The organism is Pseudomonas sp. VA159-2, assembly GCF_024126635.1.
Lineage (GTDB): Bacteria > Pseudomonadota > Gammaproteobacteria > Pseudomonadales > Pseudomonadaceae > Aquipseudomonas > Aquipseudomonas muyukensis.
The window spans coordinates 214,399-229,482 of the sequence record NZ_JAMYBV010000009.1; the positions used below are offsets into that span (position 1 = coordinate 214,399).

Consider the following 15,084-nt stretch of genomic DNA (forward strand, 5'->3'; position numbering starts at 1 on the left):
GCGACACAAGGCCGCTCCTACACGATTCCCTGTAGGAGCGGCCTTGTGTCGCGAAAGGGGCGCAAAGCGCCCCCAGCATCATTACGGCTGCAACCAGACCAGCGAAGCGAAGCGCCCACCCTGCGGGGTGCGCCGATAAGAGAAGAACCGCGCATCGCCGACCGTGCACAAGCCACCGCCATACACCGCGGTGACCCCACGCGCCGCCAGGCGGATCCGCGCCAGCTGGTAGATGTCGGCCATCAACTTGCCAGGGCGCTCGCCGTCGACAAAGGCTGCGGCGGCCTCGGGATGCACGGCGGTAAAGGCATCGCGCACCTCCAGGCCCACCTCGAACGCCTGCGGCCCAATGGCCGGGCCCAGCCACACCAGCACCTCTTCAGGTGGCAGGGCCAGACGATCGAGGGTGGCTTCCAGCACGCCCCCGGCCAGCCCGCGCCAGCCGGCATGGGCGGCGGCCACGCGAGTACCGGCACGGTCGCAGAACAGTGCGGGCAGGCAATCGGCGGTCATCACGGTGCAGGCGATACCGGGCTGGTCGGTCCAGCTGGCATCGGCCTCGGCCACCACGGCCGGATCGGCATCGGCCACCGCCAAGCCGTGCACCTGCTTGAGCCAGGCGGGCTGGATGGCGAACTCGGCGCTGAGGCGATGGCGGTTCTCGGCGACCGCGGCGGGGTCGTCGCCCACGTGGTCACCGAGATTGAAGGATGCGTAGGGCGGCAAGCTGACGCCGCCCTCGCGGGTGGTGACACAGGCGCGAACCGAGGCCGGGGCTGGCCAGTCGGGAAAGAGCAGCGCCTGGGTCAGACCGTTCATCCGATAAAGCTCTCGCGGTCCTGGTCGAGCAGCGACAGCAGCCACTGGAAGTCATCCGGCAGCTCCGACTTCCACTCCATGCGCTCGCCGGTGGTCGGGTGGTCCAGCGCCAGGAAGCGCGCGTGCAGGGCCTGACGCGGGAAGTGCTTGACCGCCTCGACCATGGCCACGCTGGCCGCCGGCGGAATGCGAAAGCGCACGCCGTAGGTCTGGTCGCCGACCAGCGGATAACCGACATGCGCCATGTGCACGCGGATCTGGTGGGTACGGCCGGTTTCCAGCTTGACCCGCACATGGGTGTGCGCCCGGAAGCGCTTGAGCACGCGGTAGTGGCTGATCGCCGGCTTGCCGCCCTCGGTCACCGCCATGCGCTGGCGCTCGCCGCCGTGGCGGCCGATCGGGGCGTCGATCTTGCCGCCGGCGATCACCACGCCCACCACAATGCATTCATAAACGCGGCTGACCGAGCGTTTTTGCAATTGGTCGACCAGGTTGGTCTGGGCCTGCAGGGTCTTGGCCACCACCATCAGGCCGGTGGTGTCCTTGTCCAGGCGGTGCACGATACCGGCGCGCGGTACATTGACGATGTCCGGCACATGGTGCAGCAGGGCATTGAGCAGGGTGCCATCGGGGTGGCCAGCCGCCGGGTGGACCACCAGCCCGGCGGGCTTGTTGATCACCAGGATCTGGTCGTCTTCATAGACGATGTCCAGCTCGATGTCCTGAGCCACCCATTCGCCCTGGGCCTCCTGCTCGGCCTCGAGGGCCAGGATGGAGCCACTGTGGACGGTGTCGCGCGGTCGCAGCACCGCGCCATCGACGGTCAGGCGGCCATCTTTGATCCACGAGGACAGGCGCGAACGCGAGTACTCGGCGAACAATTGGGCGGCGACCTGGTCGAGGCGTTGGCCGCCCAGTTCGGACGGGACCTCTGCGCTAAGTTGAATGATCTCGGACATGCTCGAATCGACGGGCGTTCAGCCTTTGGTTTCGGCTGCGCGCTTGTGGTTAAATACGGCTTCTTTTGCCCCGGGGTTGCCCGGGGGTGCTCATCATAACAGGACGGCACCGCCCAAGACAGCGGCCGTCAAAGGGACGCAAGCCGCCATGCAAGTGAAACACCTGCTGCTGATCGCCATCCTCGGGCTCACCGCGGCCTGTTCCTCCAACAAGGAAGTCATTGACGAGAACCTCAGCGAAGCCGAGCTGTATCAACAAGCTCAGGCCGACCTGGACAACTCCAGCTACACCAGCGCCGTGAACAAGCTCAAGGCCCTGGAGTCGCGCTATCCGTTCGGCCGCTACGCCGACCAGGCGCAGCTCGAGCTGATCTACGCCAACTACAAGAACTCCGAGCCCGAGGCTGCCAAGTCGGCTGCCGAGCGCTTCATCCGCCTGCATCCGCAGCACCCGAACGTCGACTACGCCTACTACCTGAAGGGCCTGACCTCGTTCGACCAGGACCGCGGCCTGCTGGCGCGCTTCCTGCCGCTGGACATGACCAAGCGTGACCCGGGCGCCGCCCGCGACTCGTACAACGAGTTCGCCCAGCTGACCAGCCGCTTCCCCAACAGCCGTTACTCGCCGGACGCCAAGCAGCGCATGATCTACCTGCGCAACCTGCTGGCCTCCTACGAGATCCACGTGGCCAACTACTACCTGAGCCGCGAAGCCTATGTCGCCGCCGCCAACCGTGGCCGCTACGTGGTGGAGAACTTCCAGGAAACCCCGTCGGTGGGTGACGGCCTGGCGGTGATGGTCGAGTCGTACCAGCGCATGCACCTGGACGAACTGGCCGCCACCAGCCTCGAGACCCTCAAGCTCAACTACCCGGACCACCCGAGCCTGGTCGATGGCCAGTTCGTCACCAAGGTGGACGAAAACGGCAACCGCTCGTGGCTGTCCAAGGCCACCCTGGGCCTGATCGAGACCAAGACCCCGCTGCCGCCAGGCGAGACCCGCGCCAACCAGGACGTGGTCAAGCAGTTCCAGGATGCCCGTTCGGAGATCCCGCAAGAGCTGCTGCCCAAGGACGAGAACGGCGATGTGATCCTGCCGGAAGGTCCGAAGGAAGCCGAGAAGGACCGCTCCTGGTTCAGCTACATGACCTTCGGTCTGTTCGACTGAGCCACGCGCAAGCGAAACAAAGGGAGGCCTGGGGCCTCCCTTTTTTGTTGGCCGCGCCCTAGACTGTCGCCTTCTTCATTCGACAAGCTGGACACCATGGTTCGCCTACTTTTCTGGATCGCCCTGATCGCTGCCGCGTTCTGGCTGTGGCGCAAGTTCAAGAGCAGTCAGCAGTCGCCGGCCGAGCCCCGGCTGCAAGACCCGCTGAAGATGGTGCGCTGCGCCCATTGCGGCGTGCACCTGCCCAACGACCGGGCGTTGCAGCTGGGCAAGGAGTGGTATTGCAGCCAGCAACATCTGGAACAAGGGCCAGGCCAGCAACGCTAACCAACGCGCCTTACACGATTCGTGTAGGAGCGGCCTTGTGTCGCGAAAGGGCCGCAAAGCGGCCCCGGCGATCTTTGCGTCAACACTGAAATCCTGGGGCTGCTACGCAGCCCTTTCCGACCGGTCCGACGCCTCGGCAAGGCCGCTCCTACAGTGGTTATGCGCTCAGCTCAACCGCCCCGCAGGGGCATACGGCGCCGGATCAATGATCGGCTCGCGCCCCAGCAGCAAATCACCAAACAGCTGGCACGACGCCGGCGCCAGCACCAGCCCGTTGCGGTAATGCCCGCAGTTCAGCCATAGCCCTTCATGCCCCGGCACCGCGCCGATATACGGGATACCTTCGGGCGAGCCAGGGCGCAAACCAGCCCAGTGCCCCACCACCTCGGCCTCCGCCAGGGCCGGCAGCAACTCCACCGCCGAGGCCTTCAGACTCTCCAATGCATCCCCGGTCGGGGTCTTGTCGTAGCCGGCATGCTCCAGCGTGCTGCCCACCAGGATATGCCCGTCGCGGCGTGGGATCGCGTAGCGCCCCTTGGCCAGGACCATGCTCGGCAAGAAGTCCTCGGCGCACTTGAACAGGATCATCTGCCCCTTCACCGGCTCCACCGGCAGCGTCAGCCCGAGGGTCTGCAGCAGGTCGCCGCTCCAGGCTCCGGCGCTGAGCACCACATCGTCTGCGGCGATCACACCGTCCTCGGTCTGCACACCGGTAACGCGGCCACCTTCCTGGACGAACCCGGTGATCTGGCAATGCTCGCGCAGGGTCACGTTCGGCAACGCCTCTAGCGCGGCCTTCAGCGACTTCACCAGCCGCGGGTTGCGCACGTTGGCCACGCCCGCCATGTAGATGGCATGGCGGTAACCCGGGCCAAGCACCGGCACCGCGTCGTAGGCCGCCGAGATATCCACCGCGCTGAGCGGGCGATGCTCGAGCGCAGCCCAGGCCAGGGCCTCGGCTTCGTCGTCCAGGTCGAGCCAGTACAGCCCGGTGGTGTGAACCTCGGGGTCGACCCCGGTGCTGGCGAACAGGCGCTCGCCCAGCTGTGGATAAAAATCCTGCGACCAATGCGCCAGCGCGGTCACCGCTGGGCTGTAGCGCCACGGGTACAGCGGCGAGACGATGCCGCCCCCGGCCCAGGACGACTCCCGGCCCACCTCGCCCTGGTCGCACACCACCACCTGGTCGACCTCTGCCGCCAGGTTGAACGCTGTCAGCAGGCCAATTACCCCGCCACCGACAATCACTACTTGCTTGCTCATGGTTCGATCCAACACCTGAAGAAATTCCACGGTGCCCAGGCACCCAATGCGCTTCAGCTTCCCCAGCAGGTTTCAGCACCTTCGCTGCCGCCTGGATTGTCACGCACGCCGGCCTGATCGAGGCGAAAATCGCCACAGGGGTCGTGCGCCATCAACGCACCGGGCACGCGCCGGGCAAGCAGCGTGAAGGCCTCTGCGTCACGTTGGGCTTGCAGCTGGTAGTAACGGCTGCCCGACGGCAGCAGCGTCTGCAACTGTTCGCTGTCGGCATAGCCACCGACGTGCGCGCGGTGTTGTTCCAGGCGCAACGCGGCGTCGTGCAGCAGGCCGACCACCTCGCTGCGCGCGGCGCGGCGCAGCTGGTCGCTGTAACTGGGGTAGGCAATGGCTGCCAGCATGCCGATCAGCGCCACGACAATCAATAATTCGATCAGACCAAGGCCGCGCTGCATGTCAGCCCTCCTCCAGGCGTTGGCGCCAGCTGACCCGCCGCACCTGGGCCTGGTCGTCCACCGCATACACCGCCTCCAGGTACTGCCGGCCGCGCGCCTCGCGGCCCAGCGCCGTTACCCGCACCAGGCTCACCTGCTCGCCTACGGGCAGGCCGGCGGCGCGGCTGGTGGCCCCCAGTGCCTGCAACAGCACGAAGCCGCTCTCGGTGGCTTGCCAAGGCTCACCCGGCCTGGCAGTGGGCAGGTCCGGCGGCAGGCACGGCCCGCATTCGCTCGCCAGCCCCGCATCGAGCAATGCCGCGCCCTCCACCAGGCTCGCTTCGGCCAGCTCGAACGCCTGGGCACGCCGCACTTGCTCGCCCACCTGCCGCGCCTGCTGCAAGGCATCGCGCATGCCCAGCGCCGCCAACAGGCCGAGCAGCAGGCTGAGGTTCAACGCCAGCAGCAGCACCACGCCACGCTGGCGGCTCACGCGCCATCACCGGGGTTGCGCAGCGCCACGCTCAGCGCGTGACGCTGCTGCAGTTGATGATCACGGTCGTGCATGAGCAGTTCGATATCCACACGGTCCTCGACCCGCTGCACCTGCATGGCCCGCACATTGTCGATCAGCGCGGCATGCTGGGCGTTGCTGGTGAACAGCAGGCTGCCGTTGCGCACCCGGTAGCTCACCCGGCGCACCGGCAGGGCCAGCAGGGTATCGCCCGGCACATGCTGGCCCCGCTGGACCCGCGCCCAGCTGCGACAGTCGCTGAGCACGGTCCAGTCCGGCGCGCCGAGCAGGCCCGGCAGCTCGGCGCCCACCAGCGTCAGGCTGTCGCCTGTGGCCTCGATGGGCCTGGCGAACGCCTGGGCGGCTGCGGGGTCGTCGAAGTCTGCCGGCGCCAGCCGCAGGCAGCCGAACATCCCGGCCATGCGGATATCCTCGGCCATGCGTTGCAGGGCCAGGCGCGCGTCGTCCTGCAAGCGCGCCGCCGCGCCTTGCAGGCGCCAGGCCTGGTAGGCCTGGACGAACACCTGGCCCGCCGCCGCCAGCAGCAAAACGCCCAGTGCCACGGCCAGCAACACCTCGATCAGGCCGAAGGCACGTTGCCCACGCTTCATGGCAACACCCGGCCCTGTAGCTGCAACGCCGGCCTCCGATCCGCCATGCCGGGCCAGTGCACCTCCAGCGCCAGCATGCCGGGCGCGCGCCGCACCCGCCCTTGCGCCGAAGCGCCCAAGGCCTGCGTGACCCGTGCCCGCCAGGCGCCCTCCTCGCCTGCATCGAGCGCGCCGCGTGCCCTCACCTGCTCGAGCATGCCCTGGGCCAATTGCAAGGCCACGCCATCGCGCCTGGCGCTGTCGGCAGCCTGCATGCCGCGTACCTGCAAGGCCGCCGCGGCGAATACACCCAGCGCCAGCACGGTCATGGCCAGCAGCACCTCCAGCAACGTCATCCCGCCTTCCTTCGCCTGCATCCTCACCCTCCTGGGACCTTTCCTCGCGCCCTGCCCGAAGCGGCTGACTGGCGCCCTGCACGGCCAAGCCGGAAGCTATAGCGAAGCACTTCCAGGGAGGAATGCACGGTGAAGCAACAAGGCGTAACACTGCTACAAATGATGTGCGCGCTGGCCATTGGCAGCCTGCTGACGCACCTGGGTATCACGGCCTACAGCCGGCTGGGCGAAACCCTGCAACTAGCCGCCGTGGCCCGGGACCTGGCGCAAACGCTGCGCGCCGCGCGCAACCAGGCCGCGCTGCAGCAACAGGCGCTGACGGTGCATCCACTGGAGGGTGACTGGGGCAAGGGCTGGCGGGTGATGCAGGAGCGCGACGGCCAATTGCTGCGCGAACACCGCCTGGCCAGGCCGGCGAGAGTGCTGGCGAGCTCTACCCGGGAGGTGCGCTTCAGTCGGCGGGGGGCGCCCGTGGGCGTCGGCTTCGTCGGGATCACGCTGGAGATCTGCCAGCGCAGCGGGCCGGGGAGCCAGCACCAGGTGGTGCTGGGCCCCAGTGGCCGGGTCAGCCTGCGCAGCGACGAGGGTCGCCGCTGTGCAGGAGACTGAGTCAGATCAGCGAGCGTACCCGCAGTTCCTTGGGCATGGAGAAGGTGATGTTCTCCTCGCGGCCATCGAGCTCTTCGGCGCCGGTCGCGCCCCAGGCCTTGAGTTGATCGATCACACCACGCACCAGCACCTCCGGGGCCGAGGCCCCCGCGGTGATGCCGATCCGCTGTACGCCGTCGAACCAGCCGCGTTGCAGGTCCTCGGCGCCGTCGATCAGGTAGGCCGGGGTGCTCATGCGCTCGGCCAGCTCGCGCAGGCGGTTGGAGTTGGAGCTGTTGGGGCTGCCTACCACCAGCACCACGTCACACTCGTCGGCCAGTTGCTTGACGGCATCCTGGCGGTTCTGGGTGGCGTAGCAGATGTCGTCCTTGCGCGGGCCGCCGATGTTCGGGAAGCGTGCTCGCAGGGCGTCGATCACCCGGCTGGTATCGTCCATCGACAGCGTGGTCTGGGTGACGAAGGCCAGGTGGTCGGGGTCGTTGACCTGCAACCTGGCGACATCGTCCTCGTCCTCGACCAGGTAGATGGCGCCGCCGTTGCTGGCGTCGTATTGCCCCATGGTGCCTTCGACTTCCGGGTGCCCTTCGTGGCCGATGAGAATGGTCTCGCGGCCGTCGCGGCTGTACTTGGCCACTTCGATATGCACCTTGGTGACCAGCGGGCAGGTCGCGTCGAACACCTTCAGGCCACGCCCGGCGGCCTCCTGGCGCACCGCCTGGGACACGCCATGGGCGCTGAAGATGACGATGACGTCATCCGGCACCTGGTCCAGCTCTTCGACGAACACCGCGCCACGGTTGCGCAGGTCTTCGACCACGAACTTGTTGTGCACCACTTCATGGCGCACATAGATCGGCGGGCCGAAGACTTCCAGGGCGCGGTTGACGATCTCGATCGCCCGGTCGACCCCCGCGCAGAAACCGCGCGGGTTGGCGAGTTTGATTTGCATGCTCGGCTCCCGGCTTACAAGGCCTTGACGTCGAGGATCTGCACCTCGAAGTTCAACGTCTTGCCCGCCAGTGGATGGTTGAAGTCGATGGTCACCTGGTGCTCGTCGAACGCTTTCACCACACCGGGCAGTTCGGTGTTGGCGGCATCGTTGAAGATCACCAGCAACCCTTCGGACAGCTCCATGCCGTCGAACTGCGAACGTGGCATCACCTGTACGTTCTGCGGGTTGTGCTGGCCGAAGGCGTTCTCCGGGGCGATGCTCAGCTTGCGCTGGTCACCGGCCTTGAAGCCGAACAGGGCGTTCTCGAAACCCGGCAGCAGGTTGCCGTCGCCGACCTTGAACGTGGCCGGGGCCTTGTCGAAGGTGCTGTCGACGGTGTCGCCGTTTTCCAGGTGCAGCGCGAAGTGCAGGGTGACTTCGGTGTTCTGGCCGATACGGGTCTCAGTCATGGACGGCTTCCTCGGGCTTCTTGCTCTTGAACATATCCAGCGCCAGCATCACCGCGCCCACGGTAATGGCGCTGTCGGCCAGGTTGAAGGCCGGGAAATAGTGGCGGTTCTGCCAGTGCACCAGGATGAAGTCGACCACATGGCCCAACACCACGCGGTCGTACAGGTTGCCCAATGCACCGCCCAGCACCAGGGCCAGGGCCACGGCCAGCCAGGTCTCGTTGCGCCCCAGGCGCTTGAGCCAGACCACCAGCACGGCGCTGACCACCACGGCGATCACGGCGAACAGCCAGCGCTGCCAGCCGGAACTGTCGGCCAGGAAGCTGAAGGCCGCACCGGTGTTGTAGGCCAGGGTCCAGCTGAAGTAGTCGGGGATGACCACGATCTGCTGGTACAGGCTCAGCGCGCCCTCGAAGTAGACCTTGGTGGCCTGGTCGAGGACCAGCACCACCAGGCTCAGCCAGAGCCAGGCAAGGCGCCCGAAGCGCCCTGCGGACGCATTAGGCATAGTGGCGCACCTCACCGGAGCCGCTCAGGTTGTCGACGCAACGGCCACAGATTTCCGGGTGCTCCGGGTGGCTGCCGACGTCGGCGCGGAAGTGCCAGCAACGGCCGCACTTGGCATGGCCAGACTTGACCACCTTCAGCTTGAGCCCGTCGACCTCGGTTGTCACGGCATCGGCCGGCGCCTGGACGAATGGCACCACGCTGGCCGCGGAGGTGATCAGCACGAAGCGCAGCTCGTCACCGAGCTTGTTCAGGTCGGCGGTCAGGCCTTCCTCGGCGAACAGGGTGACCTCAGCCTGCAGGTTGCCGCCGATGACCTTGGCGGTCCGCTGGTTTTCCAGCTCCTTGTTGACCGCGGCCTTGACCGCCATCACGCGGTCCCAGTAGGCGCGGTCCAGCTCGGCGTCGGCCGGCAGTTCGCTCAGGCCCTGGTACCAGGTATTGAGCATCACCGACTCGTTGCGCTCGCCCGGCAGGTACTGCCAGATCTCGTCGGCGGTGAACGCCAGGATCGGCGCGATCCAGCGCACCAGGGCCTCGCTGATGTGATACAGCGCGGTCTGGCAGGAACGTCGGGCGACACTGTTGGCGCCGGTGGTGTACTGGCGGTCCTTGATGATGTCGAGGTAGAAGCCGCCCAGCTCCTGCACGCAGAAGTTGTGCACCTTGGAATAGACGTTCCAGAACCGGTACTCGCCGTAGTGCTCTTCCAGCTCGCGTTGCAGCAGCAGGGCACGGTCGACCGCCCAGCGGTCCAGGGCCAGCATGTCTTCGGCCGGCAGCAGGTCGCGCGCCGGGTCGAAGCCGGACAGGTTGGACAGCAGGAAGCGCGCGGTATTGCGGATACGCCGGTAGGCGTCGGCGCTGCGCTGCAGGATCTGCTCGGAAACGGCCATCTCGCCGGAGTAGTCGGTGGCCGAGACCCAAAGGCGCAGGATATCGGCCCCCAGGGTGTCGTTGACCTTCTGCGGCTCGATGGTGTTGCCCAGCGACTTGGACATCTTGCGGCCGTTCTCGTCCACGGTGAAGCCGTGGGTCAGCAGCTCGCGGTACGGCGCGTGGCCGTCGATGGCGCAACCGGTCAGCAACGAGGAGTGGAACCAGCCGCGGTGCTGGTCGGAGCCTTCCAGGTACAGGTCGGCGCGCGGGCCAGTGGCGTGGCCGATGTCGTGGGAGCCACGCAGCACGTGCCAGTGGGTGGTGCCGGAGTCGAACCACACGTCCAGGGTGTCGCTGATCTTGTCGTACTGGCCGGCCTCGTCACCGAGCAGTTCAGCGGCGTCGAGCTTGAACCAGGCCTCGATGCCTTCTTTTTCGACGCGCTTGGCCACTTCTTCCATCAGCTCGACGGTGCGCGGGTGCAGCTCGCCGGTTTGCTTGTCGAGGAAGAATGGGATCGGCACGCCCCAGTTGCGCTGACGCGAGATGCACCAGTCCGGGCGGTTGGCGATCATCGAGTGCAGGCGCGCCTGGCCCCAGGCCGGGACGAACCGGGTGTCCTCGATGGCCTTCAGGGCGCGCTCGCGCAGCGGCTCGCCGGTGGAAGGCTGCTTGTCCATGCCGACGAACCACTGCGCGGTGGCGCGGTAGATCAGCGGGGTCTTGTGGCGCCAGCAGTGCATGTAGCTGTGGCTGATGGTCTCGGTGTGCATCAGCGCACCGACTTCGCTGAGCTTGTCGACGATCGCCGGGTTGGCTTTCCAGATGAACTGGCCGCCGAAGAACGGCAGCGACTCGACGTACACGCCGTTGCTCTGCACCGGGGTGAGGATGTCGTCGTTGACCATGCCGTAGCGCTTGCAGGTGACGAAGTCGTCTTCACCGTAGGCTGGCGAGGAGTGCACCACGCCGGTACCGGCGCCCAGCTCGACGTAGTCGGCCAGGTACACCGGCGACAGGCGGTCGTAGAACGGGTGGCGGAAGTTGATCAGCTCCAGTGCCGAACCCGCTGCGGTGGCGATGATCGAGCCTTCGAGGTCGTAGCGCTTCAGGCACGCCTCGACCAGCTCTTCGGCCAGCACCAGCAGACGCTCGCCGGTGTCGACCAGCGCGTACTTGAACTCCGGGTGGATGTTCAGCGCCTGGTTGGCCGGGATGGTCCACGGGGTGGTGGTCCAGATCACGATGGCGGCGGGCTTGCCCAGCTCGGCCAGGCCGAAGGCGGCGGCCAGCTTGGCCTCGTCGGCGACCGGGAAGGCCACGTCGATGGTCTGGGATTTCTTGTCGGCGTACTCGACCTCGGCCTCGGCCAGGGCAGAGCCGCAATCGAAGCACCAGTTCACAGGCTTGAGGCCCTTGAACACGAAGCCTTGCTTGACCATCTCGGCCAGGGCGCGGATCTCGCCGGCCTCGTTGGCGAAGTTCATGGTCTTGTAGGGGTTGTCCCAGTCACCCAGCACGCCCAGGCGGATGAACTCGGTCTTCTGCCCTTCGATTTGTTCGGCGGCGTACTCGCGGCACAGCTCGCGGGTGCGGTCGGCGCTCAGGTGCTTGCCATGGGTGACCTCGACCTTGTGCTCGATCGGCAGGCCGTGGCAGTCCCAGCCCGGCACGTACGGGGCATCGAAGCCCGACAGGGTCTTGGAGCGGACGATCATGTCCTTGAGAATCTTGTTCAGCGCATGACCGATATGAATCTTGCCGTTGGCGTAGGGCGGGCCGTCGTGTAGGACGAACTTCGGACGATCCTTGCCAATCTCGCGCAGCTTCTGGTACAGGCCAATGCTGTCCCAGCGCTGCAGGATCTGCGGTTCGCGCTGAGGCAGGCCGGCCTTCATGGGGAAGGCGGTGTCCGGAAGGTTAAGCGTGGCTTTGTAGTCGGTCATTTCAGGCTCTTCGTTAGCGGTTGAGCGTGCCAGTGGGCACGTGCGGCGGCGATGTCCGCGTCGATCGCCGACTTCAGCGCCTCCAGGGAGGCGAAACGCTGCTCTTCACGCAGCTTGTGGTGGAATTCCACCGTCAGGCGCCGGCCATAGAGGTCGCCGGCGTAATCCAGGAGATGGATCTCCAGGTGGGGACGGCCATCACCGCTGACGGTGGGTCGTACCCCGATGTTGCCGACACCCGGCCAATGCTTGCCGTCGATCTCGATGCTGGCCAGGTAGACCCCGGACAGCGGCACGCGACGGCGCTTGAGCTGGATGTTGGCGGTAGGTGTGCCGAGCTGGCGGGCCAGCTTCTGGCCGTGCAATACACGGCCAGTGATGCGGTATGGCCGGCCCAGCAGGTGCTCGGCGAGCTGGAAGTCGCCTGCGGCCAAGGCCTTGCGCACTTCGGTGCTGCTGACCCGCAGGCCGTCCTGCAACACGGTGTTGGCCGCCTCGACCGAGAAGCCATGCTGCTTGCCGGCCTCGACCAGGAAGGCGAAGTCGCCGGCGCGGTCGCAACCGAAGCGGAAGTCATCGCCCACTTCGAGGTGGCGCACGCCCAGGCCCTCGACCAGCACGGCCTTGACGAACTGCTCGGCGCTGAGCTGGCTCAGGCGCTGGTTGAACGACAGGCACAGCACCCGGTCGATGCCTTCGGCGGCCAGCAGCTCGACCTTGTCGCGCAAGCGCGCCAGGCGGGCCGGCGCGCTGTCCGGGGCGAAGTATTCGCGGGGCTGTGGCTCGAAGATCACCACGCAGGTCGGCAGGCCGAGTGCCTGGCCACGTTCGCGCAGGCGCGCGAGAATCGCCTGGTGGCCGCGGTGGACCCCGTCGAAGTTGCCAATGGTGGCGACACAGCCCCGATGCCCGGGGCGCAGGTTGTGAAGACCTCGAACCAGCTGCATAACGCGCTTCTTGCTCATAAAGTGGCCGATTATAACCACACCCGGGCGCTGGCGACAGGCAGCAGCGCCCCCGGTGGGCATGGAATGCGAAAAACCGACGCCTGACCCTGCTGGCGCCTCAATGCAACGCCTTGCGGGCGAAATGCCGCGGACGGAAACCACACAGGAACAGGCAACCGAAATAGGTCACCACGCCCGCCGCGATCAGGCCACCCAGGCGCACGAAACGCGCGAGCATGTCGCCCTGCTCCCAGGCCGGCAGGTAATGCATGCCCAGCAGCAACACCGCCGACATCAAGGCCACCGCCAGCACCAGCTTGAGCAGGAACATCGTCCACCCCGGCTGAGGCTGGAACAGTTGCTGGCTGCGCAGCTTCCAGTACAGCAGGCCGGCGTTCAGGCAAGCCCCCAGGCTGATGGCCAGGGCCAGCCCGGCGTGGGCCAGCGGGCCGATCAGCGCCAGGTTGAGCAGTTGCGTGCAGACCAGGGTGAAGACCGCGATCTTCACCGGCGTGCGGATATTCTGCTGCGCATAGAAGCCAGGTGCCAGTACCTTGACCAGGATGATCGCCAGCAGGCCCACCGAATAGGCGATCAGCGCACGCTGGGTCATGGCCGCGTCGAAGGCGGTGAACTTGCCGTACTGGAACAGCGCCACGGTCAGCGGCTCGGCGAGGATCGCCAGGGCCAGGGTACACGGCAGCACCAGCAGGAAGCACAGGCGCAGGCCCCAGTCGAGGATCCGCGAGTACTCCTCGCGGTCCTTGTTGGCGTAGGTCTTGGCCAGGGTCGGCAGCAGGATGGTGCCCAGGGCCACGCCGAGCACGCCCGACGGTAGCTCCATCAGGCGGTCGGCGTAGTACATCCACGACACCGAGCCGGCCACCAGGAACGAGGCGAAGATGGTGTTGATGATCAGCGAGATCTGGCTTACCGATACCCCGAGGATCGCCGGCAGCATCTGCTTGAGCACGCGCCATACGCCGGTGTCGCGCAGGTTCAGGCGCGGCAGCACGAGCATGCCGATCTTCTTCAGCGCCGGCAGCTGGTACAACAGCTGCGCCAGGCCACCGGCCAGCACGCCCCAGCCCAGGGCCATGATCGGTGGGTCGAAGTACGGGGTCAGCAGCACGGCGAAGGCGATCATCGCCACGTTGAGCAGGGTCGGCGTGAAGGCCGGCACACTGAAGCGGTTCCAGGTGTTGAGGATGGCCCCCACCAGCGACGACAGCGAGATCAGCAATATATAAGGAAAGGTCACCCGCAGCAGGCTGGTGGTCAGCTGGTACTTTTCGGCGCTGTCGACAAAACCTGGCGCGGTGGCCCACACCACCCAGGGCGCGGCGAGGATGCCGACCACGGTGACCAGCGCCAGGACCAGGGTCAGCAGGCCACTGATATAGGCGATGAAAGTGCGGGTGGCCTCCTCGCCCTGCTGGGTCTTGTATTCGGCCAGGATCGGCACGAAGGCCTGGGAGAATGCCCCTTCGGCGAAAATCCGGCGCAGCAGGTTGGGCAGCTTGAAGGCGATGAAGAAGGCGTCGGTGGCGATACCGGCGCCAAAGACCCGCGCCAGGATGGTGTCGCGGACGAAGCCGAGCACCCGGGAGATCATGGTGATGGAGCTGACTGCGGCCAGGGATTTGAGCAGATTCATCGAAAAGTTTCACGCCAGGGGCAGAGGACGCTGCAGAGAGCGTTCGAATGTGCGATACTCCCGCGCCTTCGCAGGGGGAGCCAAAATTCCCGAGTTTACAGGTCGTGCGGCAGAAGGGAATATTTCCCGCTCATCGACCCACCGCTCGGCGGAACCCTGCAGGTGGCCTTGACATCCGTTCGACTCGTCGGCATGATTCGCGGCCTATTTTGTTTGCTATTTACCTAAAGTCTTTCGAGGAGCTCGACGGTGGCCAACACACCTTCCGCCAAGAAACGTGCAAAACAGGCTGAGAAGCGTCGCAGCCACAACGCCAGCCTGCGTTCCATGGTCCGCACCTACATCAAGAATGTAGTTAAAGCCATCGACGCAAAAGACGCCGAAAAAGCGCAAGCTGCTTATGTTCTGGCTGTACCAGTAATCGACCGTATGGCCGACAAAGGTATCATCCACAAGAACAAGGCTGCTCGCCACAAAGGCCGTCTGAATGGCCACATCAAGGCACTGAAAGAAGCTGCAGCTGCCTAAGCGACGTTCTTGTCGAAAAAACCGACCCTAGGGTCGGTTTTTTTATGCCTGTGATTTGCCGGGCCACGCTGGCAGATCACTTATCCTGCGGGAACAATTGTCTTTGTAGGAGCGGCCTTGTGTCGCGAAAGGGCCGCAAAGCGGCCCCAGCGTTACCACATGGAGCTGGGGCTGCTGCGCAGC

The 15,084-nt window shown here is 66.0% G+C and carries 17 protein-coding genes; 4 read left to right on the forward strand and 13 right to left on the reverse strand.

Annotation, left to right across the window (positions count from 1 at the left end; all coding sequences use genetic code 11):
• Positions 1-81: 81 nt before the first annotated feature.
• Together pgeF and rluD are read right to left on the reverse strand one after the other, a co-directional pair.
• A complete protein-coding gene (gene pgeF, locus NJG22_RS11755) occupies positions 82-819 on the reverse strand; it encodes a peptidoglycan editing factor PgeF (RefSeq protein WP_253094701.1) in 738 nt (245 codons plus the stop codon).
• Positions 816-1,778 carry a 23S rRNA pseudouridine(1911/1915/1917) synthase RluD gene (gene rluD / locus NJG22_RS11760; protein WP_253094702.1) on the reverse strand — a complete coding sequence of 321 codons (963 nt, stop codon included), beginning with the start codon at positions 1,776-1,778 and terminating at the stop codon, positions 816-818. Before rluD ends, pgeF begins: the two co-directional genes overlap by 4 nt.
• A 148-nt stretch (positions 1,779-1,926) precedes the next feature.
• Here rluD and NJG22_RS11765 point away from each other — a divergent pair, with 148 nt between their 5' ends.
• Complete coding sequence (locus tag NJG22_RS11765; protein WP_253094704.1) at positions 1,927-2,946, forward strand: outer membrane protein assembly factor BamD; 1,020 nt, start codon at positions 1,927-1,929, stop codon at positions 2,944-2,946.
• A gap of 96 nt (positions 2,947-3,042) precedes the next feature.
• Positions 3,043-3,273, forward strand: a complete 231-nt coding sequence (locus tag NJG22_RS11770; RefSeq protein WP_217852745.1) for a PP0621 family protein — start codon at positions 3,043-3,045, stop codon at positions 3,271-3,273.
• A 165-nt stretch (positions 3,274-3,438) separates the two neighbouring features.
• Here the strand turns inward: NJG22_RS11770 and thiO are convergent, their stop codons facing one another.
• From thiO to pilV, 5 genes are read right to left on the reverse strand one after another with little or no spacing between them, the layout of a single operon-like run.
• Entirely contained in the window at positions 3,439-4,536 is a 1,098-nt protein-coding gene (gene thiO, locus NJG22_RS11775; RefSeq protein WP_253094706.1) for a glycine oxidase ThiO, read from the reverse strand.
• Between the two features lie 53 nt (positions 4,537-4,589).
• Positions 4,590-4,988, reverse strand: coding sequence for a type IV pilin protein (locus NJG22_RS11780; protein ID WP_253094708.1), 399 nt, complete (start codon positions 4,986-4,988; stop codon positions 4,590-4,592).
• A 1-nt stretch (position 4,989) separates the two neighbouring features.
• Entirely contained in the window at positions 4,990-5,460 is a 471-nt protein-coding gene (locus NJG22_RS11785; RefSeq protein WP_253094711.1) for a hypothetical protein, read from the reverse strand.
• A complete protein-coding gene (locus NJG22_RS11790; RefSeq protein ID WP_253094713.1) occupies positions 5,457-6,092 on the reverse strand; it encodes a prepilin-type N-terminal cleavage/methylation domain-containing protein in 636 nt (211 codons plus the stop codon). Before NJG22_RS11790 ends, NJG22_RS11785 begins: the two co-directional genes overlap by 4 nt.
• Entirely contained in the window at positions 6,089-6,448 is a 360-nt protein-coding gene (gene pilV / locus NJG22_RS24565) for a type IV pilus modification protein PilV (protein ID WP_290444796.1), read from the reverse strand. Before pilV ends, NJG22_RS11790 begins: the two co-directional genes overlap by 4 nt.
• Positions 6,449-6,556: 108 nt before the next feature.
• On the opposite strand from pilV, the gene NJG22_RS11800 reads away from it, so the two are divergent.
• On the forward strand, positions 6,557-7,036 hold the full coding sequence (locus NJG22_RS11800; RefSeq protein WP_253094715.1) for a GspH/FimT family pseudopilin: 480 nt from the start codon (positions 6,557-6,559) through the stop codon (positions 7,034-7,036).
• A 1-nt stretch (position 7,037) separates the two neighbouring features.
• Here NJG22_RS11800 and ispH read toward each other — a convergent pair whose 3' ends face one another.
• From ispH to murJ, 6 genes are all read right to left on the reverse strand, one after another.
• The gene (gene ispH, locus NJG22_RS11805; protein WP_253094717.1) at positions 7,038-7,985 is read right to left on the reverse strand and encodes a 4-hydroxy-3-methylbut-2-enyl diphosphate reductase; all 948 of its coding nucleotides are present in this window, start codon (positions 7,983-7,985) and stop codon (positions 7,038-7,040) included.
• Between the two features lie 14 nt (positions 7,986-7,999).
• Positions 8,000-8,437 carry a peptidylprolyl isomerase gene (locus NJG22_RS11810; RefSeq protein ID WP_253094719.1) on the reverse strand — a complete coding sequence of 146 codons (438 nt, stop codon included), beginning with the start codon at positions 8,435-8,437 and terminating at the stop codon, positions 8,000-8,002.
• Positions 8,430-8,945 carry a signal peptidase II gene (lspA, locus tag NJG22_RS11815; protein WP_253094721.1) on the reverse strand — a complete coding sequence of 172 codons (516 nt, stop codon included), beginning with the start codon at positions 8,943-8,945 and terminating at the stop codon, positions 8,430-8,432. The genes NJG22_RS11810 and lspA overlap by 8 nt, the downstream gene beginning before the upstream one ends.
• Positions 8,938-11,769: an isoleucine--tRNA ligase gene (gene ileS, locus NJG22_RS11820; protein ID WP_253094723.1), complete on the reverse strand. Its 2,832-nt coding sequence runs from the start codon at positions 11,767-11,769 to the stop codon at positions 8,938-8,940. The genes lspA and ileS overlap by 8 nt, the downstream gene beginning before the upstream one ends.
• Positions 11,766-12,716, reverse strand: a complete 951-nt coding sequence (gene ribF, locus NJG22_RS11825; RefSeq protein ID WP_253094725.1) for a bifunctional riboflavin kinase/FAD synthetase — start codon at positions 12,714-12,716, stop codon at positions 11,766-11,768. Before ribF ends, ileS begins: the two co-directional genes overlap by 4 nt.
• Positions 12,717-12,834: 118 nt before the next feature.
• Positions 12,835-14,373 carry a murein biosynthesis integral membrane protein MurJ gene (murJ, locus tag NJG22_RS11830; protein ID WP_253094728.1) on the reverse strand — a complete coding sequence of 513 codons (1,539 nt, stop codon included), beginning with the start codon at positions 14,371-14,373 and terminating at the stop codon, positions 12,835-12,837.
• A 249-nt stretch (positions 14,374-14,622) separates the two neighbouring features.
• On the opposite strand from murJ, the gene rpsT reads away from it, so the two are divergent.
• On the forward strand, positions 14,623-14,901 hold the full coding sequence (gene rpsT, locus NJG22_RS11835; RefSeq protein ID WP_003247625.1) for a 30S ribosomal protein S20: 279 nt from the start codon (positions 14,623-14,625) through the stop codon (positions 14,899-14,901).
• Positions 14,902-15,084 lie beyond the last annotated feature (183 nt).